This window comes from Microcoleus sp. Pol10D4 (assembly GCF_036701555.1).
Lineage (GTDB): Bacteria > Cyanobacteriota > Cyanobacteriia > Cyanobacteriales > Microcoleaceae > Microcoleus.
Genome location: NZ_JAUBRA010000007.1, coordinates 113,829 through 130,481 on the forward strand (window position 1 = coordinate 113,829; position 16,653 = coordinate 130,481).

General features: G+C 45.1%; 20 protein-coding genes. 4 read left to right on the forward strand and 16 right to left on the reverse strand.

Annotated elements, in window-relative coordinates; translation table 11 throughout:
- Positions 1 to 20: 20 nt before the first annotated feature.
- Positions 21 to 1,463, reverse strand: a complete 1,443-nt coding sequence (locus QUA36_RS06260) for a hypothetical protein (protein WP_333456193.1) — start codon at positions 1,461 to 1,463, stop codon at positions 21 to 23.
- Positions 1,464 to 2,715: 1,252 nt separating this feature from the next.
- Between QUA36_RS06260 and QUA36_RS06265 the strand changes: the two genes are divergently transcribed.
- On the forward strand, positions 2,716 to 3,165 hold the full coding sequence (locus QUA36_RS06265; protein WP_333456194.1) for a pyridoxamine 5'-phosphate oxidase family protein: 450 nt from the start codon (positions 2,716 to 2,718) through the stop codon (positions 3,163 to 3,165).
- 153 nt (positions 3,166 to 3,318) lie between these two features.
- Here QUA36_RS06265 and QUA36_RS06270 read toward each other — a convergent pair whose 3' ends face one another.
- On the reverse strand, positions 3,319 to 4,191 hold the full coding sequence (locus QUA36_RS06270; protein ID WP_333456196.1) for an alpha/beta hydrolase: 873 nt from the start codon (positions 4,189 to 4,191) through the stop codon (positions 3,319 to 3,321).
- A gap of 14 nt (positions 4,192 to 4,205) precedes the next feature.
- Positions 4,206 to 4,439, reverse strand: coding sequence for a hypothetical protein (locus QUA36_RS06275; RefSeq protein WP_333456198.1), 234 nt, complete (start codon positions 4,437 to 4,439; stop codon positions 4,206 to 4,208).
- Between the two features lie 139 nt (positions 4,440 to 4,578).
- Between QUA36_RS06275 and QUA36_RS06280 the strand changes: the two genes are divergently transcribed.
- Complete coding sequence (locus tag QUA36_RS06280) at positions 4,579 to 5,073, forward strand: GAF domain-containing protein (RefSeq protein WP_333456200.1); 495 nt, start codon at positions 4,579 to 4,581, stop codon at positions 5,071 to 5,073.
- A gap of 92 nt (positions 5,074 to 5,165) precedes the next feature.
- Here the strand turns inward: QUA36_RS06280 and QUA36_RS06285 are convergent, their stop codons facing one another.
- The 12 genes from QUA36_RS06285 to QUA36_RS06340 all read right to left on the reverse strand — a co-directional run bounded on the left by QUA36_RS06285 (position 5,166) and on the right by QUA36_RS06340 (position 13,132).
- Positions 5,166 to 5,297 (reverse strand): hypothetical protein, encoded by a 132-nt coding sequence (locus tag QUA36_RS06285; protein ID WP_333456201.1) that lies wholly within the window; start codon positions 5,295 to 5,297, stop codon positions 5,166 to 5,168.
- A complete protein-coding gene (locus QUA36_RS06290) occupies positions 5,278 to 5,598 on the reverse strand; it encodes a XisI protein (protein ID WP_333456203.1) in 321 nt (106 codons plus the stop codon). The genes QUA36_RS06285 and QUA36_RS06290 overlap by 20 nt, the downstream gene beginning before the upstream one ends.
- Positions 5,586 to 6,002 (reverse strand): XisH family protein, encoded by a 417-nt coding sequence (locus QUA36_RS06295; protein WP_190736701.1) that lies wholly within the window; start codon positions 6,000 to 6,002, stop codon positions 5,586 to 5,588. Before QUA36_RS06295 ends, QUA36_RS06290 begins: the two co-directional genes overlap by 13 nt.
- The gene (locus tag QUA36_RS06300; RefSeq protein WP_333456206.1) at positions 5,902 to 6,270 is read right to left on the reverse strand and encodes a hypothetical protein; all 369 of its coding nucleotides are present in this window, start codon (positions 6,268 to 6,270) and stop codon (positions 5,902 to 5,904) included. Before QUA36_RS06300 ends, QUA36_RS06295 begins: the two co-directional genes overlap by 101 nt.
- Before the next feature lie 66 nt (positions 6,271 to 6,336).
- The gene (locus QUA36_RS06305; RefSeq protein ID WP_333456208.1) at positions 6,337 to 6,714 is read right to left on the reverse strand and encodes a transcriptional regulator; all 378 of its coding nucleotides are present in this window, start codon (positions 6,712 to 6,714) and stop codon (positions 6,337 to 6,339) included.
- A gap of 14 nt (positions 6,715 to 6,728) precedes the next feature.
- On the reverse strand, positions 6,729 to 7,022 hold the full coding sequence (locus tag QUA36_RS06310; protein ID WP_333198421.1) for a type II toxin-antitoxin system HigB family toxin: 294 nt from the start codon (positions 7,020 to 7,022) through the stop codon (positions 6,729 to 6,731).
- A gap of 197 nt (positions 7,023 to 7,219) precedes the next feature.
- Positions 7,220 to 7,759, reverse strand: a complete 540-nt coding sequence (locus QUA36_RS06315; protein ID WP_333456210.1) for a hypothetical protein — start codon at positions 7,757 to 7,759, stop codon at positions 7,220 to 7,222.
- Entirely contained in the window at positions 7,756 to 7,944 is a 189-nt protein-coding gene (locus QUA36_RS06320) for a hypothetical protein (RefSeq protein WP_333456211.1), read from the reverse strand. Before QUA36_RS06320 ends, QUA36_RS06315 begins: the two co-directional genes overlap by 4 nt.
- 41 nt (positions 7,945 to 7,985) lie before the next feature.
- Entirely contained in the window at positions 7,986 to 10,946 is a 2,961-nt protein-coding gene (gene uvrA / locus QUA36_RS06325) for an excinuclease ABC subunit UvrA (RefSeq protein WP_333456213.1), read from the reverse strand.
- 73 nt (positions 10,947 to 11,019) lie between these two features.
- Positions 11,020 to 11,463: a retroviral-like aspartic protease family protein gene (locus QUA36_RS06330; protein ID WP_333456266.1), complete on the reverse strand. Its 444-nt coding sequence runs from the start codon at positions 11,461 to 11,463 to the stop codon at positions 11,020 to 11,022.
- Positions 11,464 to 11,583: 120 nt separating this feature from the next.
- Positions 11,584 to 12,210, reverse strand: a complete 627-nt coding sequence (locus QUA36_RS06335; RefSeq protein WP_333456215.1) for a 7-carboxy-7-deazaguanine synthase QueE — start codon at positions 12,208 to 12,210, stop codon at positions 11,584 to 11,586.
- Between the two features lie 223 nt (positions 12,211 to 12,433).
- Positions 12,434 to 13,132, reverse strand: a complete 699-nt coding sequence (locus tag QUA36_RS06340; RefSeq protein WP_333453950.1) for a class I SAM-dependent methyltransferase — start codon at positions 13,130 to 13,132, stop codon at positions 12,434 to 12,436.
- A gap of 1,046 nt (positions 13,133 to 14,178) precedes the next feature.
- Here QUA36_RS06340 and QUA36_RS06345 point away from each other — a divergent pair.
- Positions 14,179 to 14,949, forward strand: coding sequence for a hypothetical protein (locus tag QUA36_RS06345; RefSeq protein ID WP_333453949.1), 771 nt, complete (start codon positions 14,179 to 14,181; stop codon positions 14,947 to 14,949).
- A gap of 332 nt (positions 14,950 to 15,281) precedes the next feature.
- Positions 15,282 to 15,728 (forward strand): hypothetical protein, encoded by a 447-nt coding sequence (locus tag QUA36_RS06350; RefSeq protein WP_333163018.1) that lies wholly within the window; start codon positions 15,282 to 15,284, stop codon positions 15,726 to 15,728.
- Between the two features lie 225 nt (positions 15,729 to 15,953).
- On the opposite strand, the gene QUA36_RS06355 is transcribed toward QUA36_RS06350, so the two are convergent.
- Positions 15,954 to 16,508, reverse strand: a complete 555-nt coding sequence (locus QUA36_RS06355; RefSeq protein WP_333163021.1) for a cyclic nucleotide-binding domain-containing protein — start codon at positions 16,506 to 16,508, stop codon at positions 15,954 to 15,956.
- Positions 16,509 to 16,653 lie beyond the last annotated feature (145 nt).

Consider the following 16,653-nt stretch of genomic DNA (forward strand, 5'->3'; position numbering starts at 1 on the left):
TGGCCCAGAGGATTTGAGCTTCAATTCTGGCGATCGAACTTAATGAGAATAGCGCTGTTCCCCGCCAGTGCAAAACTTGCATTGCCGCCCTTGAGCCTTAAGCTACCAACAACCTCATCCATTGTTTTAGAACTGAACTCCCGCACCGTGCCATTACCAGTTTTTATCAGCTCCGAAATATCAGCATTAACAGTGTAAGATGTCGCTCGGTCATTGACAACCAGCAAGTAAACATTCTTGCTAGCATCAAGAGTTGCAACTGCCATTAAATCCGAACTGTTAGTGATAGGAAAAAAGGTAGCTTTCCCGCCCTGCAAAGCCCTAATTCCCATCCGCAAAGCATAGTAGCCCGCGCGCCGTTTTCCCCCGTCCCCTAGCAAACCTTCCGCCCCTGCGGGCTTGCCCCAGTCGTACAAACAGAATATGTGACTTCCGTAAATATAATTATCCCCGGGTTCAGAACCTCGAATCAAATTCTTAATCAAATTTAAAGCTAAAGATAAATCGCCATAGCTAATGTTGTAAGTTCCCCATTCTCCTACCCAAAGCTGCGAGTTAGCGCGGACAGTACCGTTCATCCAGCCGCGCACTTTGCGAGTGTAGTTAGAAATATCTGCATCGTAGTTGTGGACATTGACTGTATCGAAATAATTCGGTATTTTCTGCAAAGCACTAGCCGGCCAATTGCTGCCGCCTATGGTTTTCGGGCCGTGGATGCGGTAAGTGCGCGAAGGCAAATAAGTTTTATAAACAAAGTCGATCGCATCTTTTGCCACCTTAACCAATTCAAAATAGTCAGCCCTAGTCCCGCCCCAACCCTGATCGCGATTGTCCGGTTCGTTGTGAATTTCCCAATCATCAACGCGGTAATCATTGCGAACATTCAGCCAATAAACCGTAGCAAAAACGTGTTCCCACCACTCGTTCCAATCTTCTCCTGTGCGCGGCGGATTCAGTTGCAGTGCCCAACTCGGATTCCAGTTATTATCAACATTGCGAATACTCACCACCGGGCGAATATTTGCTTGTTTGAGACTATTAAAAATAGTCCTGGCATTGCCTTGCCAAACCGTACCTGGTCGTCCCGACCACCAATAATCGCTACCCTGGGGCGGATTAGTCATAATCTGATCCCAATGCGCCCAATTAATTATATTTGGATTTGTCTTAATTTCGTCAATAGATGGCCAACCGTATTTACCGTCGTCGTCTTCAGCTTCCCACCGGGACATCCCGCCGTAAATGCGGTAGGTATTAATTCCCAAATCTTGCAAATCTTTGATGTCAAAATTGATATTGCCCTCGACTGCACCAATGTAGCGAGTGCTGACACCCGCAGCAGTACCGGAAATTTTAATTGTTTCGATGTTTTGAGCAAAAGTTGTCGTTCCGCTGAACAACTCTAGGCTGAGGGCAATTAAAAGGCCTAGAAACAAATTCAGAATTCTAGTTTTTGATAACACTTGATTATTAACTACTAATTTAGGTTATTTTATGGCCGAGGTAAAGACACCCCTCGCTAATCTAACTCGACGGGCTATCGAGTTTGTTAGCTGTCGTAATAAAAAAGCATTAACTATACCAATTTCAAGAATTAACACATAAAGTAAAATAGCACAGGTAGCAGTCAAAAGTGAAGGTTCACCTCGAACAACCCCAGTAAAATATTTGGGTATAACAATTAATCCTATAAATTGCGTTAAGTATCTGGCGGGGTGACAACGCCGCTGGAAACCCAGACAGGGATCATATTTGATAGGCTTGTGTTAAAAAAGATAGGTCAAACTAAAGTTACACTCGACCTATCAAAATATATGTTACCTAAATTCTATCAGACTCACTTTCAAAGACAGCTATCCCGTTCTCAGTTTTTAGTTCTAGAAATAGTGCTTAACCTCCAGCCCTGTCAAGGTAGGTCTTAAAATCTCTCTAATAGTCTAGGGATTCGGAATTCAGGCTTGAGGCTTTAAAAATTGTTACTCTATTAACCAGCCCTGTCAAGCTTCTTCTTTTAACAGATGATTAAGAATAAACTAGGTTTATTGCCGATCGCCAGTCCGTAGGATGAGGTAAAGTCGATCGATCGTACCAATAGGCTATGAGGGCAGTGTTCACCCACAAAATACGAGATTTCAAGCGTTTGAGGGAGTTATATACCAGGCTCGGCAGTCACGCCAGACAGGGCGGCTCATCAGCATCAAGCCGATCGCATTTGCCGCATAACCGCAGCGTGAACCATCCCTAAATTGCGCGCTGCGGTTATGCGGCGATGTTTTTTGAGCACGGATTATATCTAGTGTCAGAGCATTCCAGAGGACGATCGCCTTTTGTTCGCTGGTAACAAGAAAACATGGACGCCCAAGCTACAGATAAAGCGAGTTTGGGCTTTATCTGGGCTGAAAATTTGTTTAAGTCCGGTTAGGAAAAAACGCTTTTATTAATTAATTAGACGATCGCCAATAAAAACATTAAACCCTCAGCAATTGCCGAGGGTTTATTTTCAAAATCATACAAATTTTCCGAAAAAAAATATCTCGGTCTAAAGGTAGATGATATTTGTGACTAACCCAGGTTACTTTTAGTGGAATTATATACTTGTTTAGAGCCACAAAACAGGCGCATCAAAAGCGCAATAATTAGACCCAAAGCCCCACTGGTGAAGCAACCTAAAATATCGATGGATTTCTCTAGAGTAAGTCTTAAAGGAGCATAACAATGTTAGATATTGATGAAATGAGTTCAAAAGAAATACAAGAACTTTTGCAGCAAGTAGGACACGGACACCTAGGCTGTGTATTTGAAGGGCATCCCTACGTTTTGCCAATGCACTATTATCTCCAAGATTCGGACATATACATTTTCACAACAGTCGGGATGAAAACGAAGTATATGGACGGCAATCCAGAAGTCTGCTTGCAAGTGGAAGAAATCCGCGATATGGAACACTGGCGCAGCGTAGTCGTGAACGGGCGAGCAGAACGCCTTACGCAGCAGGAAGACATCGATCGCGCGATGCAATTGGTCAAAGAACACAACCCCAAACTTTCGCCCGCCATCAATCGCACCTGGATTGACTCGCAAGGGCGTGCGGAGACCATCGCAATTTACCGCATTCAGCCATGGGAAATGAGCGGGCGCACGACGGAGGGAATCAGCAGTCGGTGAACGTCGAGACTCACTTGTAACCGGGTTTTTTACGAAAATACTTAATTAAGATTTTCAATCTCGGTAAAAAACCCGGTTTACGAGCGTCAGGGCGCCTCCAAGACTATAAATTCCTAAAAAGTGCTACCGGGGAAAATAGTGCCAAATATCAGCTCAAACAGCTTTGCTTGCCAAAAAATCTCTCATGTACCGATTCACTAACTGCGGCTGTTCCTGCTGCACCCAGTGACTGCAATTAGGAATGTAATGAATCTGAAAATCCCGGACGTAATCTGCGGTTCCGTAGGTTAACTCTTTGCCGAGGGCGGCATCATTTTCTCCCCAAATCATCAGCGTCGGAACTTGCAGCACGCTCCAATTCGCGCGATCTAGAAATCCGCTAGCCAGATTGCGGTAATAATTGATAGTAGCAGTCAGAGCGCCCCGTTTGGCAGCCGCATCTTTGTAAGCTTCGATATCTGAGGGACTAAAGGTGCTTTTGTCAACTGCCATACCTTCCAAAGCAGCAGAAATTGCCTGATAGTCGCCCAACTGAATTAACAACTCCGGCAAAACTGGCAATTGAAACAAAAAGATGTACCAACTTCTCAGCAATTGTTGGGGAGTGCGTAACCCTTCAGCAAACTTAGCCGGATGCGGTAGATTCATCACAATTAATTTATCCACTATTTGGGGATAAGCATAAGCAAAATTCCAGGCGATCGCGCCTCCCCAGTCGTGACCAACTAAGACGCAACTTTCGTATCCCAAACCCTGAATAATGCCCTTGACATCTTGCACAAACTCTGCCATCACGTAAGCAGATTGATCGTGAGGTTTGTCGCTGTCGTTGTAACCCCTGAGATCAACAGCGACGACTTTATAATCTGATGCAAATTCCGGGATTTGATGCCGCCAAGAATACCAAAATTCAGGAAATCCGTGCAGCATCAGCATCAGTGGCCCAGAACCTTGAGTGACATAGTGCAGTTTGATGCCGTTCGTAGCGATAAATTCGTGTTTCCAAGCAGCTTCTAGCACAGACATATTTGATGCTTCCTCTAGCTTTCGAGATATCGTAGCAGTTCCTCTGTTTGACAGGAACCAACTTTAGGCATATCTAGCAATTCTCCCAGCACTTGTAAACTCTTCCTTTTCTCTTCATTTGTGGAACAGGCGTCCCGCCGGTGGTTCTTCGCGCAAAAAAAGCCGTAGCTTGCGGGGCGGGAGACCATCGCCCGTTTCCCAAAAAGATTGCTATCTCTGTCAAAATAATAGTATAATGTCGCTGGCATCCAGACAACTGTTAAGCCAAAAATTACTCATTTTCGATCCCGCGAAAATCCCGAAGCGCAACAATTTGAGGTGTTGTGAGGGTGCAAGTTCAAGAATTAAGATCGGGCGAGTGTACTAGGAATTAAAGGAGTTAATACTATGTCGGGCGATCGCCTGCAAAACATTGTTAACCGCTTGACAGATCGTCTAAAGCGCGATGTATTAGTTGAAAAATCCCTCTACGATATTCGAGAAGTTTTGCAGAGCGATCGCGCCGTACTGTACTATTTTTACAGACAGTGGCAAGGTCGAGTGACTTACGAGATGTTGAGTGCGATCGAACTCTCTATCTTGGGTTCAACAGGGCCAGATGAGTGTTTTAACGACGAATACGCTGCTTTGTACGAAGCCGGCAGAGTTAAAGCAATTGCAGATATTGAAGTAGAAGCAATTAATCCATGCCACCGAGATTTTCTGCGTAGCCTGAAAGTTCGCGCCAATTTAGTTGTGCCAATTTTAACGAACAAAGGACTGTGGGGGCTGTTAATTGCTCATCAGTGCAGCGGGCCCCGCACTTGGTTGCGATCGGACATTGAATTCATGCAGAGAGAAGCCCAAAATATGGCAATGTCTCCCACAATTCAAGATAGTTAATATCGCATCTACTATTAGTACATAATATACCAGGATTTCACCCTCGAATAATGTAACCGATCGCCCCCTTGGAGTAGTATGAATCTCAGTGTTCAACCGTTTTCGAGTTCGGGTGCATTCTCTCGGCGATCGAAAATGACCAACCAACCGGAATCTTGTCCCCATCTAGCGAGATATCCATCTAACTGTTCCCAACCTTTGTCTCTAGCAAGAGTTGGCGGCAAGGAGTTTTCGGATGCTGGGGGAACGAAACCCAAGAATGATATCTTGAGGAGACACGCCACGTTGAATCAGTTCTCGATCGATGTAGATTTCGGTACTGTTGTGTTGAATCCAGATTTTATTTTCGATGATATCAAGCTGCATGGCACACCCATAGAGGCGATATTCGTCGCGCCATTCGTTGTGCATGACGAGGTATCGATCGCGGGCGAAATCGAATATTAGCTGAGCATTTGCGTCATTTTTAGAAAAGTCTTCGAGAAAGTCACAAACAATTTTGCGGTATTCGTTTAGTCTATCCATTGGTCGATCGCCTCACGAGTTGGATTGTAAATAATTAGTCGGATTTCATAACGTTCGATGACAGTTTTAGCGGGTTCAAATCTGAGAAACATTTGGTAGGTATCCGTGGGCACTGCCAGATACAGTATACGTTCTGGTTCGCTAGAGACTTCGATGGCAATGCGATAGTTGAGGAATTGACCGAGGGCTGTGTGGAATTCAGAAATGGTGGAGCCACCTGCGAAACTTTTGACTTCTACAGCTATTTTACGTCCTTCTTTTTCAGCGGCGATCGCTTCTTCGGCTGCAAGATCGATGTAGACATCAGCAACACCATAGCGTAACTGGTAGGGATCGTGGGTAATCTTCCAGCCATCTTTTTGTAGGGCGATTTTGACCGTGTTGTGGAAGAGATCCTTTGCCATTTTTAGATTGTACCCAAGGATTTATATCGGAACTTAAGGGTGCACCGACTTCCACCGAAACCATGACGGCGGTGTATTGTCCGCTGTCGGTGAGTTGTTTGGCTAAAGCTAGCATGGCGGTGGTTTTACCGACTTGTCGGGGTGCATGAATGACGAAATAGTTGCGTTGAGCGATTAACCGTTCTAAGCCCGGTAAGCGCAGTGTTGGGGGTAGCACGTAATGAATGTCTGCTTGGCATGGGCCTGCGGTATTGAACCAGCGTGGCATAGGTTAACTGGGGTTAATGGGGTTGCTCTCAGTTTACTGTGCTGTTGTTGGAATGGTGTTCTATTGTTAAGCGGGGGTTTGTAGCGACTCATAGGGTTGGATGAGAATCTCAGCGGGAATTCCTAACTCTTGATTCAGCTTCCGAATCATTTCCAGAGTCAAGGAGCGTTTGCGAGATAATATCTCATAAACTTTAACTCGACTGCCAATACATTGTTCCAAATCGCTACCAGACCATCCGCGGGCGTCCATGTAGTATTGAATGGCTGCAATTGGATCCGGGATTTCGATCGGAAAGTGTGCCTTCTCGTAAGCTTCTACTAGGGTACTGAGCACATCTAGGCGATCGGACTCAGGTGTATTAGGAGCTGCATTAAACAGCAACTCAACCTCTCGAAGGGTTTCCTGATAGTCGGTTTCGGTTCTAATTGGACGTATTTCCATATATCAATTTGTGTTTAGATTGTTTCTGCATCTACCTTGTCATACTCGGCATGAGTGCCAATAAAGCGGATAAAAATAATGCCGATGTCATAACGAATGGCAACAATCAGCCGATAGGAATTGCCTTTGATGTTAAACACAACACGATTGTTCGCAATGATGCTAGCATTACGATGAGCGGACTTAACATCGACTGGACTCTGCCAATCGGCGTGAGACGCTTCGTAGTACCAAGTTTTTAGTGCTTCTGAGGCATCTGGATGAGTTTCCCAAAAGTTTCGCAAGGTGCTGCGGGACAAAATACGCATAGAACTTATAGTAACTCGATCTTAAAACGGGAGCAAGAGGCGCTTGAAGAGATGCCAAATCTTTTTCCAAATTAAGCCTAACGGCTTGGGCTTCAGCAGCGGCGAACCTGTAGATCGGAAAGGCAGTCGGGTTGCTTCTAGCCTTCAAAATCACCGCGATATTGTGGGCGCAGAGCACCGTCTGCTGGAAGCCCTTGTTAGTAGCCAAGAGTGGCTAGACGAAATCGGCTCAATTCTTCTACCCATTGCTTTGATACTGATAATAATATTTGTGATGTCTCTCGAAGACATTCAGGCGTAAAAAAAATTAGATCCTCACCAAGTTCTCGGTTGAGAAAAGGAGTCACGTTTCCGTGACAAAGATCATTTCTTAGGGCAACGATCTTGACATCTACACGGTTAGGTTTAGTTGTTGCTAAATTTGCACTAAAGTCACTTTCACCTGGAAATGCTAGGGCTAGAATTGGCATTCCCTTGTCGCCTGCTTTATTTATCAGACTATTACTCAGCAACTTATAATCGCTCACATCTTCGTTAAAGGACTTGCCTGCAAGTTGATGAATGGTTATTCGGAGGGTTGCCTCTATACCATTGATGAGTGATAAGACTCCTGGTATATATAGCTCCTTCCGCAGCGCTTGTGCGCCTTGCACAAAAAACCAGTGCATTTCTGAACCACGCAGTGCAAAAAAAAGTCCATCATTGGGTTGGTCAAATACCGAAACCATGTCGCTCATATTTTTACCTTGAATGTATAACCAACGTAGTAGAATACCAAGCTTATTTTATAACTTGTACTCTTAATAGCAACTAGCTTGATGACTTGGCAGCTAACTTCTAATTGTATCGCAGTTGCGGTACAGTAAGGGATATAATCCAACAATACCGCAGCTCGATCGCCTACATCTTTCTTACTCCCCATCAGCATCTCCCTTCCTCGAAGGTTAGGTGCTGTAGTGAGAATTAACTAACAGCTACAGCCTCCCCTAAAGGATGCTGCTGCAAAACCGCTTGCAAATACTTCCCAGTATAAGACCTCTGATTTGCCGCCACATCCTCCGGCGTCCCCGCCACAATAATTTCGCCGCCCTTATCTCCCCCTTCAGGCCCCAAATCGATCGCCCAATCGCAGCACCGAATCACATCTAAATTGTGTTCGATTACCAAAATTGAATTACCCTTATCCACCAATCTTTGCAGCACATTTAACAAATGGTGAACATCATAAAACGACAAACCAGTCGTCGGTTCATCGATCAAATAAAGCGTCTTCCCAGTAGCGCGGCGCGATAGTTCCGTTGCCAATTTTACCCGCTGCGCTTCGCCCCCAGAAAGCGTCGGCGCCGGCTGTCCCAACTGAATGTAACCCAAACCGACATCAACTAAAGTTTGCAGTCTGGCGCCCGCCCTGGGAATATTTTTAAACATTTCCAAAGATTCCTCGACAGTCATGTTCAAAACATCAGAAATCGACTTGCCTTTGTACTTCACTTGCAGCGTTTCCCGGTTGTACCGTGCACCCTTGCAAACCTCGCACTGCACGTAAACATCCGGCAGAAAATTCATCGAAATCACGTTCACGCCTTGGCCGCCGCAAGCTTCGCACCTTCCCCCTTTCACGTTAAAAGAAAACTGCCCCGCTTTGTAGCCTCTGGCCTTCGCTTCAATGCTTTCGGCAAACAAATCCCGAATCACGTCAAAAACTCCCGTGTAAGTAGCGGGATTAGAACGCGGAGTGCGGCCGATGGGAGATTGATCGATGACAATTACCTTATCAACCACATCCTCTAGAGAGCGTTCGCCCTTCGTTTTGAGGGCGCCCATATCGGGCGGTAAAGGCACTTTTTTGGTGAGATAGTGTTGCAGCGACGGGTACAGCAATTCATTGATTAAAGTGGATTTTCCCGAACCGGAAACGCCTGTCACGCAGACGAGTTTTCCCAGGGGAATTTCCACATCGATATTTTTTAAATTGTTGCGCGTCGCATTTATGATTGAGAGAGCTTTGCCGTTGCCTTTTCTCCTTTCATTAGGGGTTTCAATTACTCGCTTTCCCGACAAATAAGCCCCGGTCAAAGATTCCTCGGCCGCCAGCAAGTCTGCTAAATTTCCTTGCGAGATTATTTTGCCACCGTGAACGCCGGCGCCGGGCCCGATATCGACAATGTGGTCGGCCGCTCGCATGGTTTCTTCGTCGTGTTCTACGACAATCAAAGTATTGCCTAAATCGCGCAATTTTGTTAAGGTTTGCAGCAGGCGAAAGTTGTCTCTTTGGTGCAGTCCGATGCTGGGTTCGTCCAAAACGTAGAGAACACCCGTCAAACCCGAACCGATTTGAGTCGCTAGCCGAATTCGCTGGGCTTCTCCGCCAGAAAGCGTCATTGCTGCGCGGTCTAAAGTCAGGTAATCTAACCCGACATCGAGCAAAAATTGCAGCCTTGCTTTGATTTCTCTCAGGGCTAAGTCGGATATTTGGAATTGCCGATCGCTCAATCCCAAATTATTTACTCGTTCGCGGCATTCGCGAATCGAAATACTGGTTAAATCCACAATTCCGTACTGTCCCAACCGCACCGAAAGCGCCTCTGTTTTCAAGCGCTTGCCGTGACAAACCTCGCAAAAGCGATCGACCCGATACTGTTCCAACTTCTGCTTGATCAAATCAGAACCAGTATCGTCGTACTGGCGCTGCAACATGGCAATCACGCCATTAAAATCTCTCCTCAAATCAGTGCTGCCGTCGCGCTTTTTACTTTCTGCGGTGCGCTTGGACTCATTGCCGTACAAAATTACCCGCTGGTGTTCGGGCTTTAATCGATACCAAGGAGTGTCGATATCAAACCCGCAAGTATCAGCAATACTGAAAAGCAAAGAAAGATAATAAGAATTGTCTTTGTCAGACCAAGGCGCGATCGCACAATAAACAGGCGCTTTCTCGTCGGGAACTACCAACTCCGGCGCAAAAGTCCGCAAACTCCCCAAACCGTGGCAGTTCGGACACGCGCCGTAAGGCGAATTAAAAGAAAATAACCTGGGTGAAAGTTCTTCCATTACCGCGCCGTGTTCGGGACAAGCAAAGTTTTCGGAAAATACGATCTGCCCCTGTGGTTGGGAATTTTCATCAGTCGGTAACTCTTCAATTATCGCAACTCCCTCTGAATGGCGCAAACAAGTTGCCAGAGAATCAACTAAACGTTCTTCTAAACCGGGTTTTTTAATTAACCGATCGACAACTATCTCGATATTGTGCGTTAGATTTTTATCTAATTCGATATTTTCCGAGAGTTCTAAAATTTCTCCGTTAACTTTGACGCGAATAAATCCTTCCGCAGCTAAACTCGACAATAATTTGCGGTGAGTGCCTTTTTTTCCGCGCACAACTGGTGCCAGAAGGTGAAAGCGAGTGCCGTCTGGAAGTGCCATGACTCGATCGCACATTTCATCAATTGTCTGCGGCGCAATGCAGCGATCGCAAATCGGACAGTGCGGTTCACCGGCTCTGCCGTAGAGCAATCTGAGATAATCGTAAATTTCTGTAACAGTGCCAACAGTCGATCGCGGGTTATGAGAAGTTGACTTTTGGTCGATCGAAATAGCCGGACTCAACCCCTCGATCGCGTCCACATCCGGTTTGTCCAACTGTCCCAAAAACTGGCGCGCGTAGGCGCTGAGAGACTCGACGTAGCGGCGCTGTCCCTCGGCAAAAATTGTATCGAAAGCCAGGGAAGACTTGCCAGAACCGGAGACGCCAGTAAAAACGATCAGTCGATCGCGCGGCAGTTCCAGATCGATATTTTTCAGGTTGTGCTGTCTCGCACCGCGAACCCGAATCGTATTTTGGTTGTTAGAGTGAGAATTCGTCACATTATGCCCGTTGCGGGATGCACTTGGCTGGCTGTTTGAGGTTTCGGCGCGTTGGGACATGAGAGTAGTGCAAAACAGTGCTTAACCATCTTAGCGCTGCCGATCGAATAGCTGGCATCCAAACTCAAGAATATCAAAGAATTGTCAAATAAGTTTCCGTCGGCCCGTCCGGCAAAACCTTCAATCTTTGATTTTTCAAATCCACTTCAATTCCCAGCGCTTCCATCGGAATCACGCCTAAAAGTGGCGTTTTCCCCTCTGGCAATTCCAAACACTCAAAAGTCCCTTCGCGCCCGCACAGAGAAATCGAAGCATCCCGAAAAATCCTCGCCTCACTAATACCCGTGGCTGTTTCCACAACCACTTGCTTGAGAATTTTCAAACCCAGTCTGGCGATGACATCTTTAGGCAAACACAAAGTTGTCGCGCCCGTATCCACCAAAACATTTTCTAGAGTAACAGACCTGACTTGCTCGATTGGAATCAGACCATCTTCTGCTTTAGCTTCATCAATCCGATTCGTAATTACTAGGGTTGTGATCACTTTTCCCATTGGGGTTTCCGTAGTTGTTTCCATTACGTTCAGATTATCATAAATTGCTGCTTTAATTTTAGCACATATTTCCACATTTTGTAGGGCGATATACTCCCACTTTGCACCCCCCACCTGACGAATAGCTCTGACTAACTTCTCAACTTATTGCACACCAATAAACTTGTGAGTTTGCAAAGATAACTTGTAACTAGGATTTTGTTTTAGCAATTCCAATATTATGGGAATCGCAGAATCTTTCGAGTTCCATTCTGGTTGCAAAAAAACCGGAATATCCACATTACTTGCCAAATGCTTGTGATAAAATTCAACTTCTTCGCCAGTGCTAATCACCAACTTAATTTCATTTGCTCTAGTCCAAAAAAGCTCTTGCACCGGATATTTAGGATTGACGTGTTCCTTCGGAGAAAGAGTAATCCAAGCCTGCGGGGAAACATCCTGCCAGCAAGCACCCGAAGTTTCAATACTCACCTGCTTGTCAGCTTCTAACAAAGCTTCAACTAACTCAGGCAAATCGCGGTGAATGAAAGGTTCGCCGCCAGTAATGACCACCCTCGGAGACTGCAATTGAGCTAGCAATTGGGCGATCGACTGCGGCACAGACGGCAAACCTTTGCCCCCATTCTCGTAGCCTGTGTCGCACCACGGACACCGCACAGGGCAACCTGCCAATCTAATAAAATCAACTAAAGTCCCCGTCCAGTAACCTTCGCCTTGAACAGTACACTGAAAAGTTTCATGAATTGGTAATTTTAGTTGTAAATTAGACACCGGAAGTTACGCCTCAAATCAATTAATTACGTTGTTTAGATAGAATCTTCTTAAATTGTTATTTCTTCGCGGTTTGCAGCAAATAAAAACAGTCCTGAACCTATAAACTGGGTTTCTGAAAAAAAATTATCCGTTTTATCCCAGAAGCTTGACTCAGCAATCCGGTTTCTTCATAGCTTTGGTATGAGTCCTTAGAAATCCACCACAAACCGCAAACAACTCTTTAATTATCCTGTTCAGGTTCCATCAGAGTAGCCCAGCGACGTTTTAATGCCAAAGTCAATCCGTCAGCAATGGGGACAACACTGAGAGTAACTCTGGGATCGTTACGCAATTTGTCGTTGAAACTACGAATGGCGAGGGTACTTTCGTCTTGTACTTGAGGATCAGCCACTCGTCCAGACCACAGAACATTGTCAATTACAATTAAACCGCCATTGCGTACAAGTTGCAGCGATCGCTCAAAATAAGCCTCATAATTTTCTTTATCGGCGTCGATGAAGGCAAAATCAAAGGTTCCAGCTTGTCCCTCGGCTATTAGTTTGTCCAGAGTATTTATTGCTGGGCCCAACTGCAAAGAAATCTTATTAGCCACGCCCGCAGCTTCCCAATAGCGTCGTGCGATCGCAGTATATTCCTCGCTGACATCGCAAGCAATAATCTGACCGTTAGGAGGCAGCGCCAAAGCTACGCACAGCGAGCTATAACCAGTAAAAACACCAATTTCTAAGGTTTTGGTCGCTCCCATAAGCTGCACCATGAGCTCCATAAACTGACCTTGTTCGGGAGCAATCTGCATCTGGGCCATAGGATGCTTAGCAGTTTCTTCCCGTAGTGAAGCGAGAATATCTGGCTCCCGCAGAGAAATAGATAACAGATAATCGTAAAGTTGATGTTCTAGGCCAAGAGTTGAGTTCGCCATCGGTTTGTCCTTGCTGCTGACTTTTGATTTTAGATTGTAGACGCCCTGTTAATGGAAATCGGAGAATGTAGAGTTAATTTAGGCATCTATTTTGCTGTGGCTGAGGGCAGGTTGCAGTAGCAGTGTCTCGGTTACACAGAGGCAACTTGCAAAACGCGCGCTCTACTTCCAAATCAGTTTATCTCAGCTACAGGTGATTTAGCAGCTCTGGAAAAGAAAAATTGATAGAGGGGAGCCTTTTGAGATTCCTGCTGTTCTAGCACCGCGTAACGCCGTTAGTGATACGACTTCAAAAGATTAATGCAATTGTAGACAATCTACAAACCCATACATAATAAGCTATTGCCATCTCAAATTTCAAATAAATCTCAAATGGTATGAGTTGAAGAGAAAGTGACTTCATCCTGATCACAAAGTAGACGAACTGCGAAAAACATAAGTATGTCATTGCCAGTGAAATGAAACAATCCCAGAGGTTGTGATTCGTTTACATTTTGTTACATTGTCAAATTTTTGTGTGTCGCTCTACTCAATAGCCAATGAGTAATTATTAAGGACTTATATCATGTCCGATCGATTATCCCTAATACGGTAGGGGCGGGTTCACGAACAATATCTGCCAATAATTGACAATCTCAAAAACCCGCCCTTTTAATCGCTCCCAAACCAACAAACCGTTTCATTTAACTATTATGGATGGGTTCAAGCCCGTGTATGTTGCTGGAACAAACCAGGCGTCTGGAAACCCTTGTCTCCCGGAGTATTACTAATCACAAATAAACAGGGTTCAATAGGACGATTTCTTAACTGTCATACCTTATGAATCCATACCTAAACAATCTACCCCAAATCTCAACTACCTTCCACGATTGAGGTAGAGCAAGTATTTGTGGGAAAAAACAGGTTTATCGCAACCCTTGCCCTGCACTTTTACTCATAACTAATGAAGCGGGACTAATAGGACGCTCACTTAACTGTCACAGTTTATTACTCCAGACCTAAAACACCTACCCACAATCAAAACAACATTCCACCAAGGCATCGCTATGTATTACACTTTCGCAGGTTTTGGTGCCGCCACAGGCATATTTTTGCTGCTAGTTTTTGCCATTCTGCAATGGCTGCACGTCTCCGCCGGCAGTTTTATTGATTGGGTAATTGCCATTGCTATTTTTGAATGGCTGTTGCTGATAGTTACAGTTCCCTGGAATATCCATTTTGAAGCTAAAGAAGTTTTAGCGCAAGCCGCAGAATCGACTAAAAAAAACATTGCTGTCGATCAGGAACAAGTCAAATACGTTACTGTATTAGTTAGCCGATCGCTCTTTGCGGCGATCGCACTTCACCTGTTTAGCGCGATCGCACTTTACGGCCTAGCCGCCGCCGGAATTAGTGCTATTGGCTATCTCAGTTCCGGTGCTGCACTGCTGTTAACTGTACTGCGTCCAGCTATCCGAGGTTATCAGTATTTAGCCCAGAGGCTAACAACTATCCGCAGCCAATTTTTGTACCCCCGTGAAGATATTGTCGAACTCCGCAGCCGCTTTGCAAAGTTAGAATCTACAGTTAGAGATTTGACCGATCAATTAAGTTCAGACAATCCGAATTCGTGGGTGGCTGTCCAAAATCGGGAACGGGAAGCTATCAGAAGAGAATTAACTACGGTATCCGCATCTCTACAATCTTTGCAAGCGACAAATCAGGCAGAACATACTAAACTGAGAAGAGATGCAGAAAGTGCGATCGCCCAACTCACCGATGACGGACAATTTCTCAACCACGTCCGCGAAATCATCCGCTTCTTTAAAGAATCGTAAAGTCAGTTGATAGTTGACTGTTGACTGTTGTCTGTTGACAGTTGACAGTTGACAGTTGACAGTTATCATTAGTTACCAATGCCCGATGCCCGATGCCCAATTCCCAATTCCCAATTCCCAATCTTTAGATAGATGCCAAATAGTCGCATATAGTTAATTTTTAAATAAAAACAGAATTTTCTCACTCTTCAGGAAGACTAAATAAAGGTATTTTCCCTCACAGCAATTTTTCGCAAACTATAACCAAAGATAGTTTGTGAATGAGCTAGCTTTGGCTTAATATTTAAACATAAGCCAAAGACCTTTTTGAAAAGATAACTCAGGAATAAATCATGACTAATCGCCAACCAATACCCCCCAAAAAAGAAGTTAGCAAATCAACACCGGCCGACGAACAAATCGAAGCCGATATGGAAGCCCCCCACTACGATAGGGGCATTACTCCTGCGGAGACAGCAGCGCGGCAAGAACGCGAAGGCGCTAACTTCATGCACACCACCAACGAAGGGAAGCAGAAAAGTGCAAAAACTGATGACCAAACTGATGACGAAAGCATTCACACCACAGATGGTTATACAGTAGACAAAGAAGGTCTAGTTAACAATTACGCGATCGAACCGGAAATGTACGTCAACGAACCGGGCGATTTGAGAGCAAAAGAAGAAGCCGAAGCCGCAGAACGCGCTCGAATTCTCGCAGAAATCAAAGATAAAAAAGGCGAGGAAGGAAAACTGACAATGGATGAAGACACCCGCGGCAAAGGGCCGGGCATTATCTAGATTGTGTGGTTGGTAGTTGCGTTTCAGCGCGCGAAATTGCAACTGCAAACCCAAGGGGCGGGTTTTTATAGTTCCGGCAGTTATTCCTAGATATTTCCGGTAAAACCCGCCCCTATTTTGTTTTCCACATCTGTTTTTTGAGTTGAGAGGTTACATATTACATCTCTCAATTACCGTGTCAATCGGCAAGTTTTCAGACCCAGCTCAAAAACGCCTTAAAATTCCTCAAGCTTTAACATTTTCCCTCAGCCAATTAAACTTAGCCTCAGCTAGCGCCAAATTTTCCAGGACGTTAGGATTGATATCCTCTCGTTCAAACTCTGGTCGATCTAATTCTATATTGCGACCATATTCTATATGTCTGATCGTACCGCGCATCCTGTCTGCCAGACACAGTGAAATTCCATAATAAAACCGGGAAGCAAAGCCCATATCGTTTTGAAGTTTGATTACTAACTGCCGCCTAGGAATTGCCAGCAAGTGAGTTTCTTCGATCGCCTTTACCGTTGCCAAAGGAGGGCGGGCGTCAATGAAAGAGACTTCTCCCACCAGTTCTCCGCTGGCTATTTTAGCGAGTTCTCTAGTCCGCTCAGCCTCGATTAAAACACTCAAACTCCCATTCAAAACAATGTAGAGCGCATCTATCTGTCTCCCTTCATGGATCAAAATCCCGCCCGGATCTAGAACTTCTTTTTTACCTTTATGGACGATCCAGTTGATATCGTCATTATTTAACTGGCTCAAAATAAAAAGTGCTTTTTTTCTGCTGCTGTCGGCCATAAGTTTTAGCTCTCGATCGCTTCTTCTTTATATAAAATTTAGATGGCGCGCGATCGCAACTTCTTCCGAAGCAGTCCTCGCTCAATACAGTTTTTTTACCCTGCCTAACTTCTTCGCACAACCCATATCGGGCAGGCTTTGCCAA

Bases quoted from the DNA above. Each gene is read 5' to 3' on its own strand.
- uvrA (WP_333456213.1), bottom strand. From the start codon at position 10,946: ATGTCCCAACGCGCCGAAACCTCAAACAGCCAGCCAAGTGCATCCCGC.
- QUA36_RS06355 (WP_333163021.1), bottom strand. From the start codon at position 16,508: ATGGCCGACAGCAGCAGAAAAAAAGCACTTTTTATTTTGAGCCAGTTA.
- QUA36_RS06315 (WP_333456210.1), bottom strand. From the start codon at position 7,759: ATGAGCGACATGGTTTCGGTATTTGACCAACCCAATGATGGACTTTTT.
- QUA36_RS06300 (WP_333456206.1), bottom strand. From the start codon at position 6,270: ATGCCACGCTGGTTCAATACCGCAGGCCCATGCCAAGCAGACATTCAT.
- QUA36_RS06265 (WP_333456194.1), top strand. From the start codon at position 2,716: ATGTTAGATATTGATGAAATGAGTTCAAAAGAAATACAAGAACTTTTG.
- QUA36_RS06320 (WP_333456211.1), bottom strand. From the start codon at position 7,944: ATGGGGAGTAAGAAAGATGTAGGCGATCGAGCTGCGGTATTGTTGGAT.
- QUA36_RS06330 (WP_333456266.1), bottom strand. From the start codon at position 11,463: ATGGAAACAACTACGGAAACCCCAATGGGAAAAGTGATCACAACCCTA.
- QUA36_RS06290 (WP_333456203.1), bottom strand. From the start codon at position 5,598: ATGGATAGACTAAACGAATACCGCAAAATTGTTTGTGACTTTCTCGAA.
- QUA36_RS06345 (WP_333453949.1), top strand. From the start codon at position 14,179: ATGTATTACACTTTCGCAGGTTTTGGTGCCGCCACAGGCATATTTTTG.
- QUA36_RS06280 (WP_333456200.1), top strand. From the start codon at position 4,579: ATGTCGGGCGATCGCCTGCAAAACATTGTTAACCGCTTGACAGATCGT.
- QUA36_RS06340 (WP_333453950.1), bottom strand. From the start codon at position 13,132: ATGGCGAACTCAACTCTTGGCCTAGAACATCAACTTTACGATTATCTG.
- QUA36_RS06295 (WP_190736701.1), bottom strand. From the start codon at position 6,002: ATGGCAAAGGATCTCTTCCACAACACGGTCAAAATCGCCCTACAAAAA.
- QUA36_RS06275 (WP_333456198.1), bottom strand. From the start codon at position 4,439: ATGCCAGCGACATTATACTATTATTTTGACAGAGATAGCAATCTTTTT.
- QUA36_RS06310 (WP_333198421.1), bottom strand. From the start codon at position 7,022: ATGCGTATTTTGTCCCGCAGCACCTTGCGAAACTTTTGGGAAACTCAT.
- QUA36_RS06270 (WP_333456196.1), bottom strand. From the start codon at position 4,191: ATGTCTGTGCTAGAAGCTGCTTGGAAACACGAATTTATCGCTACGAAC.
- QUA36_RS06305 (WP_333456208.1), bottom strand. From the start codon at position 6,714: ATGGAAATACGTCCAATTAGAACCGAAACCGACTATCAGGAAACCCTT.
- QUA36_RS06350 (WP_333163018.1), top strand. From the start codon at position 15,282: ATGACTAATCGCCAACCAATACCCCCCAAAAAAGAAGTTAGCAAATCA.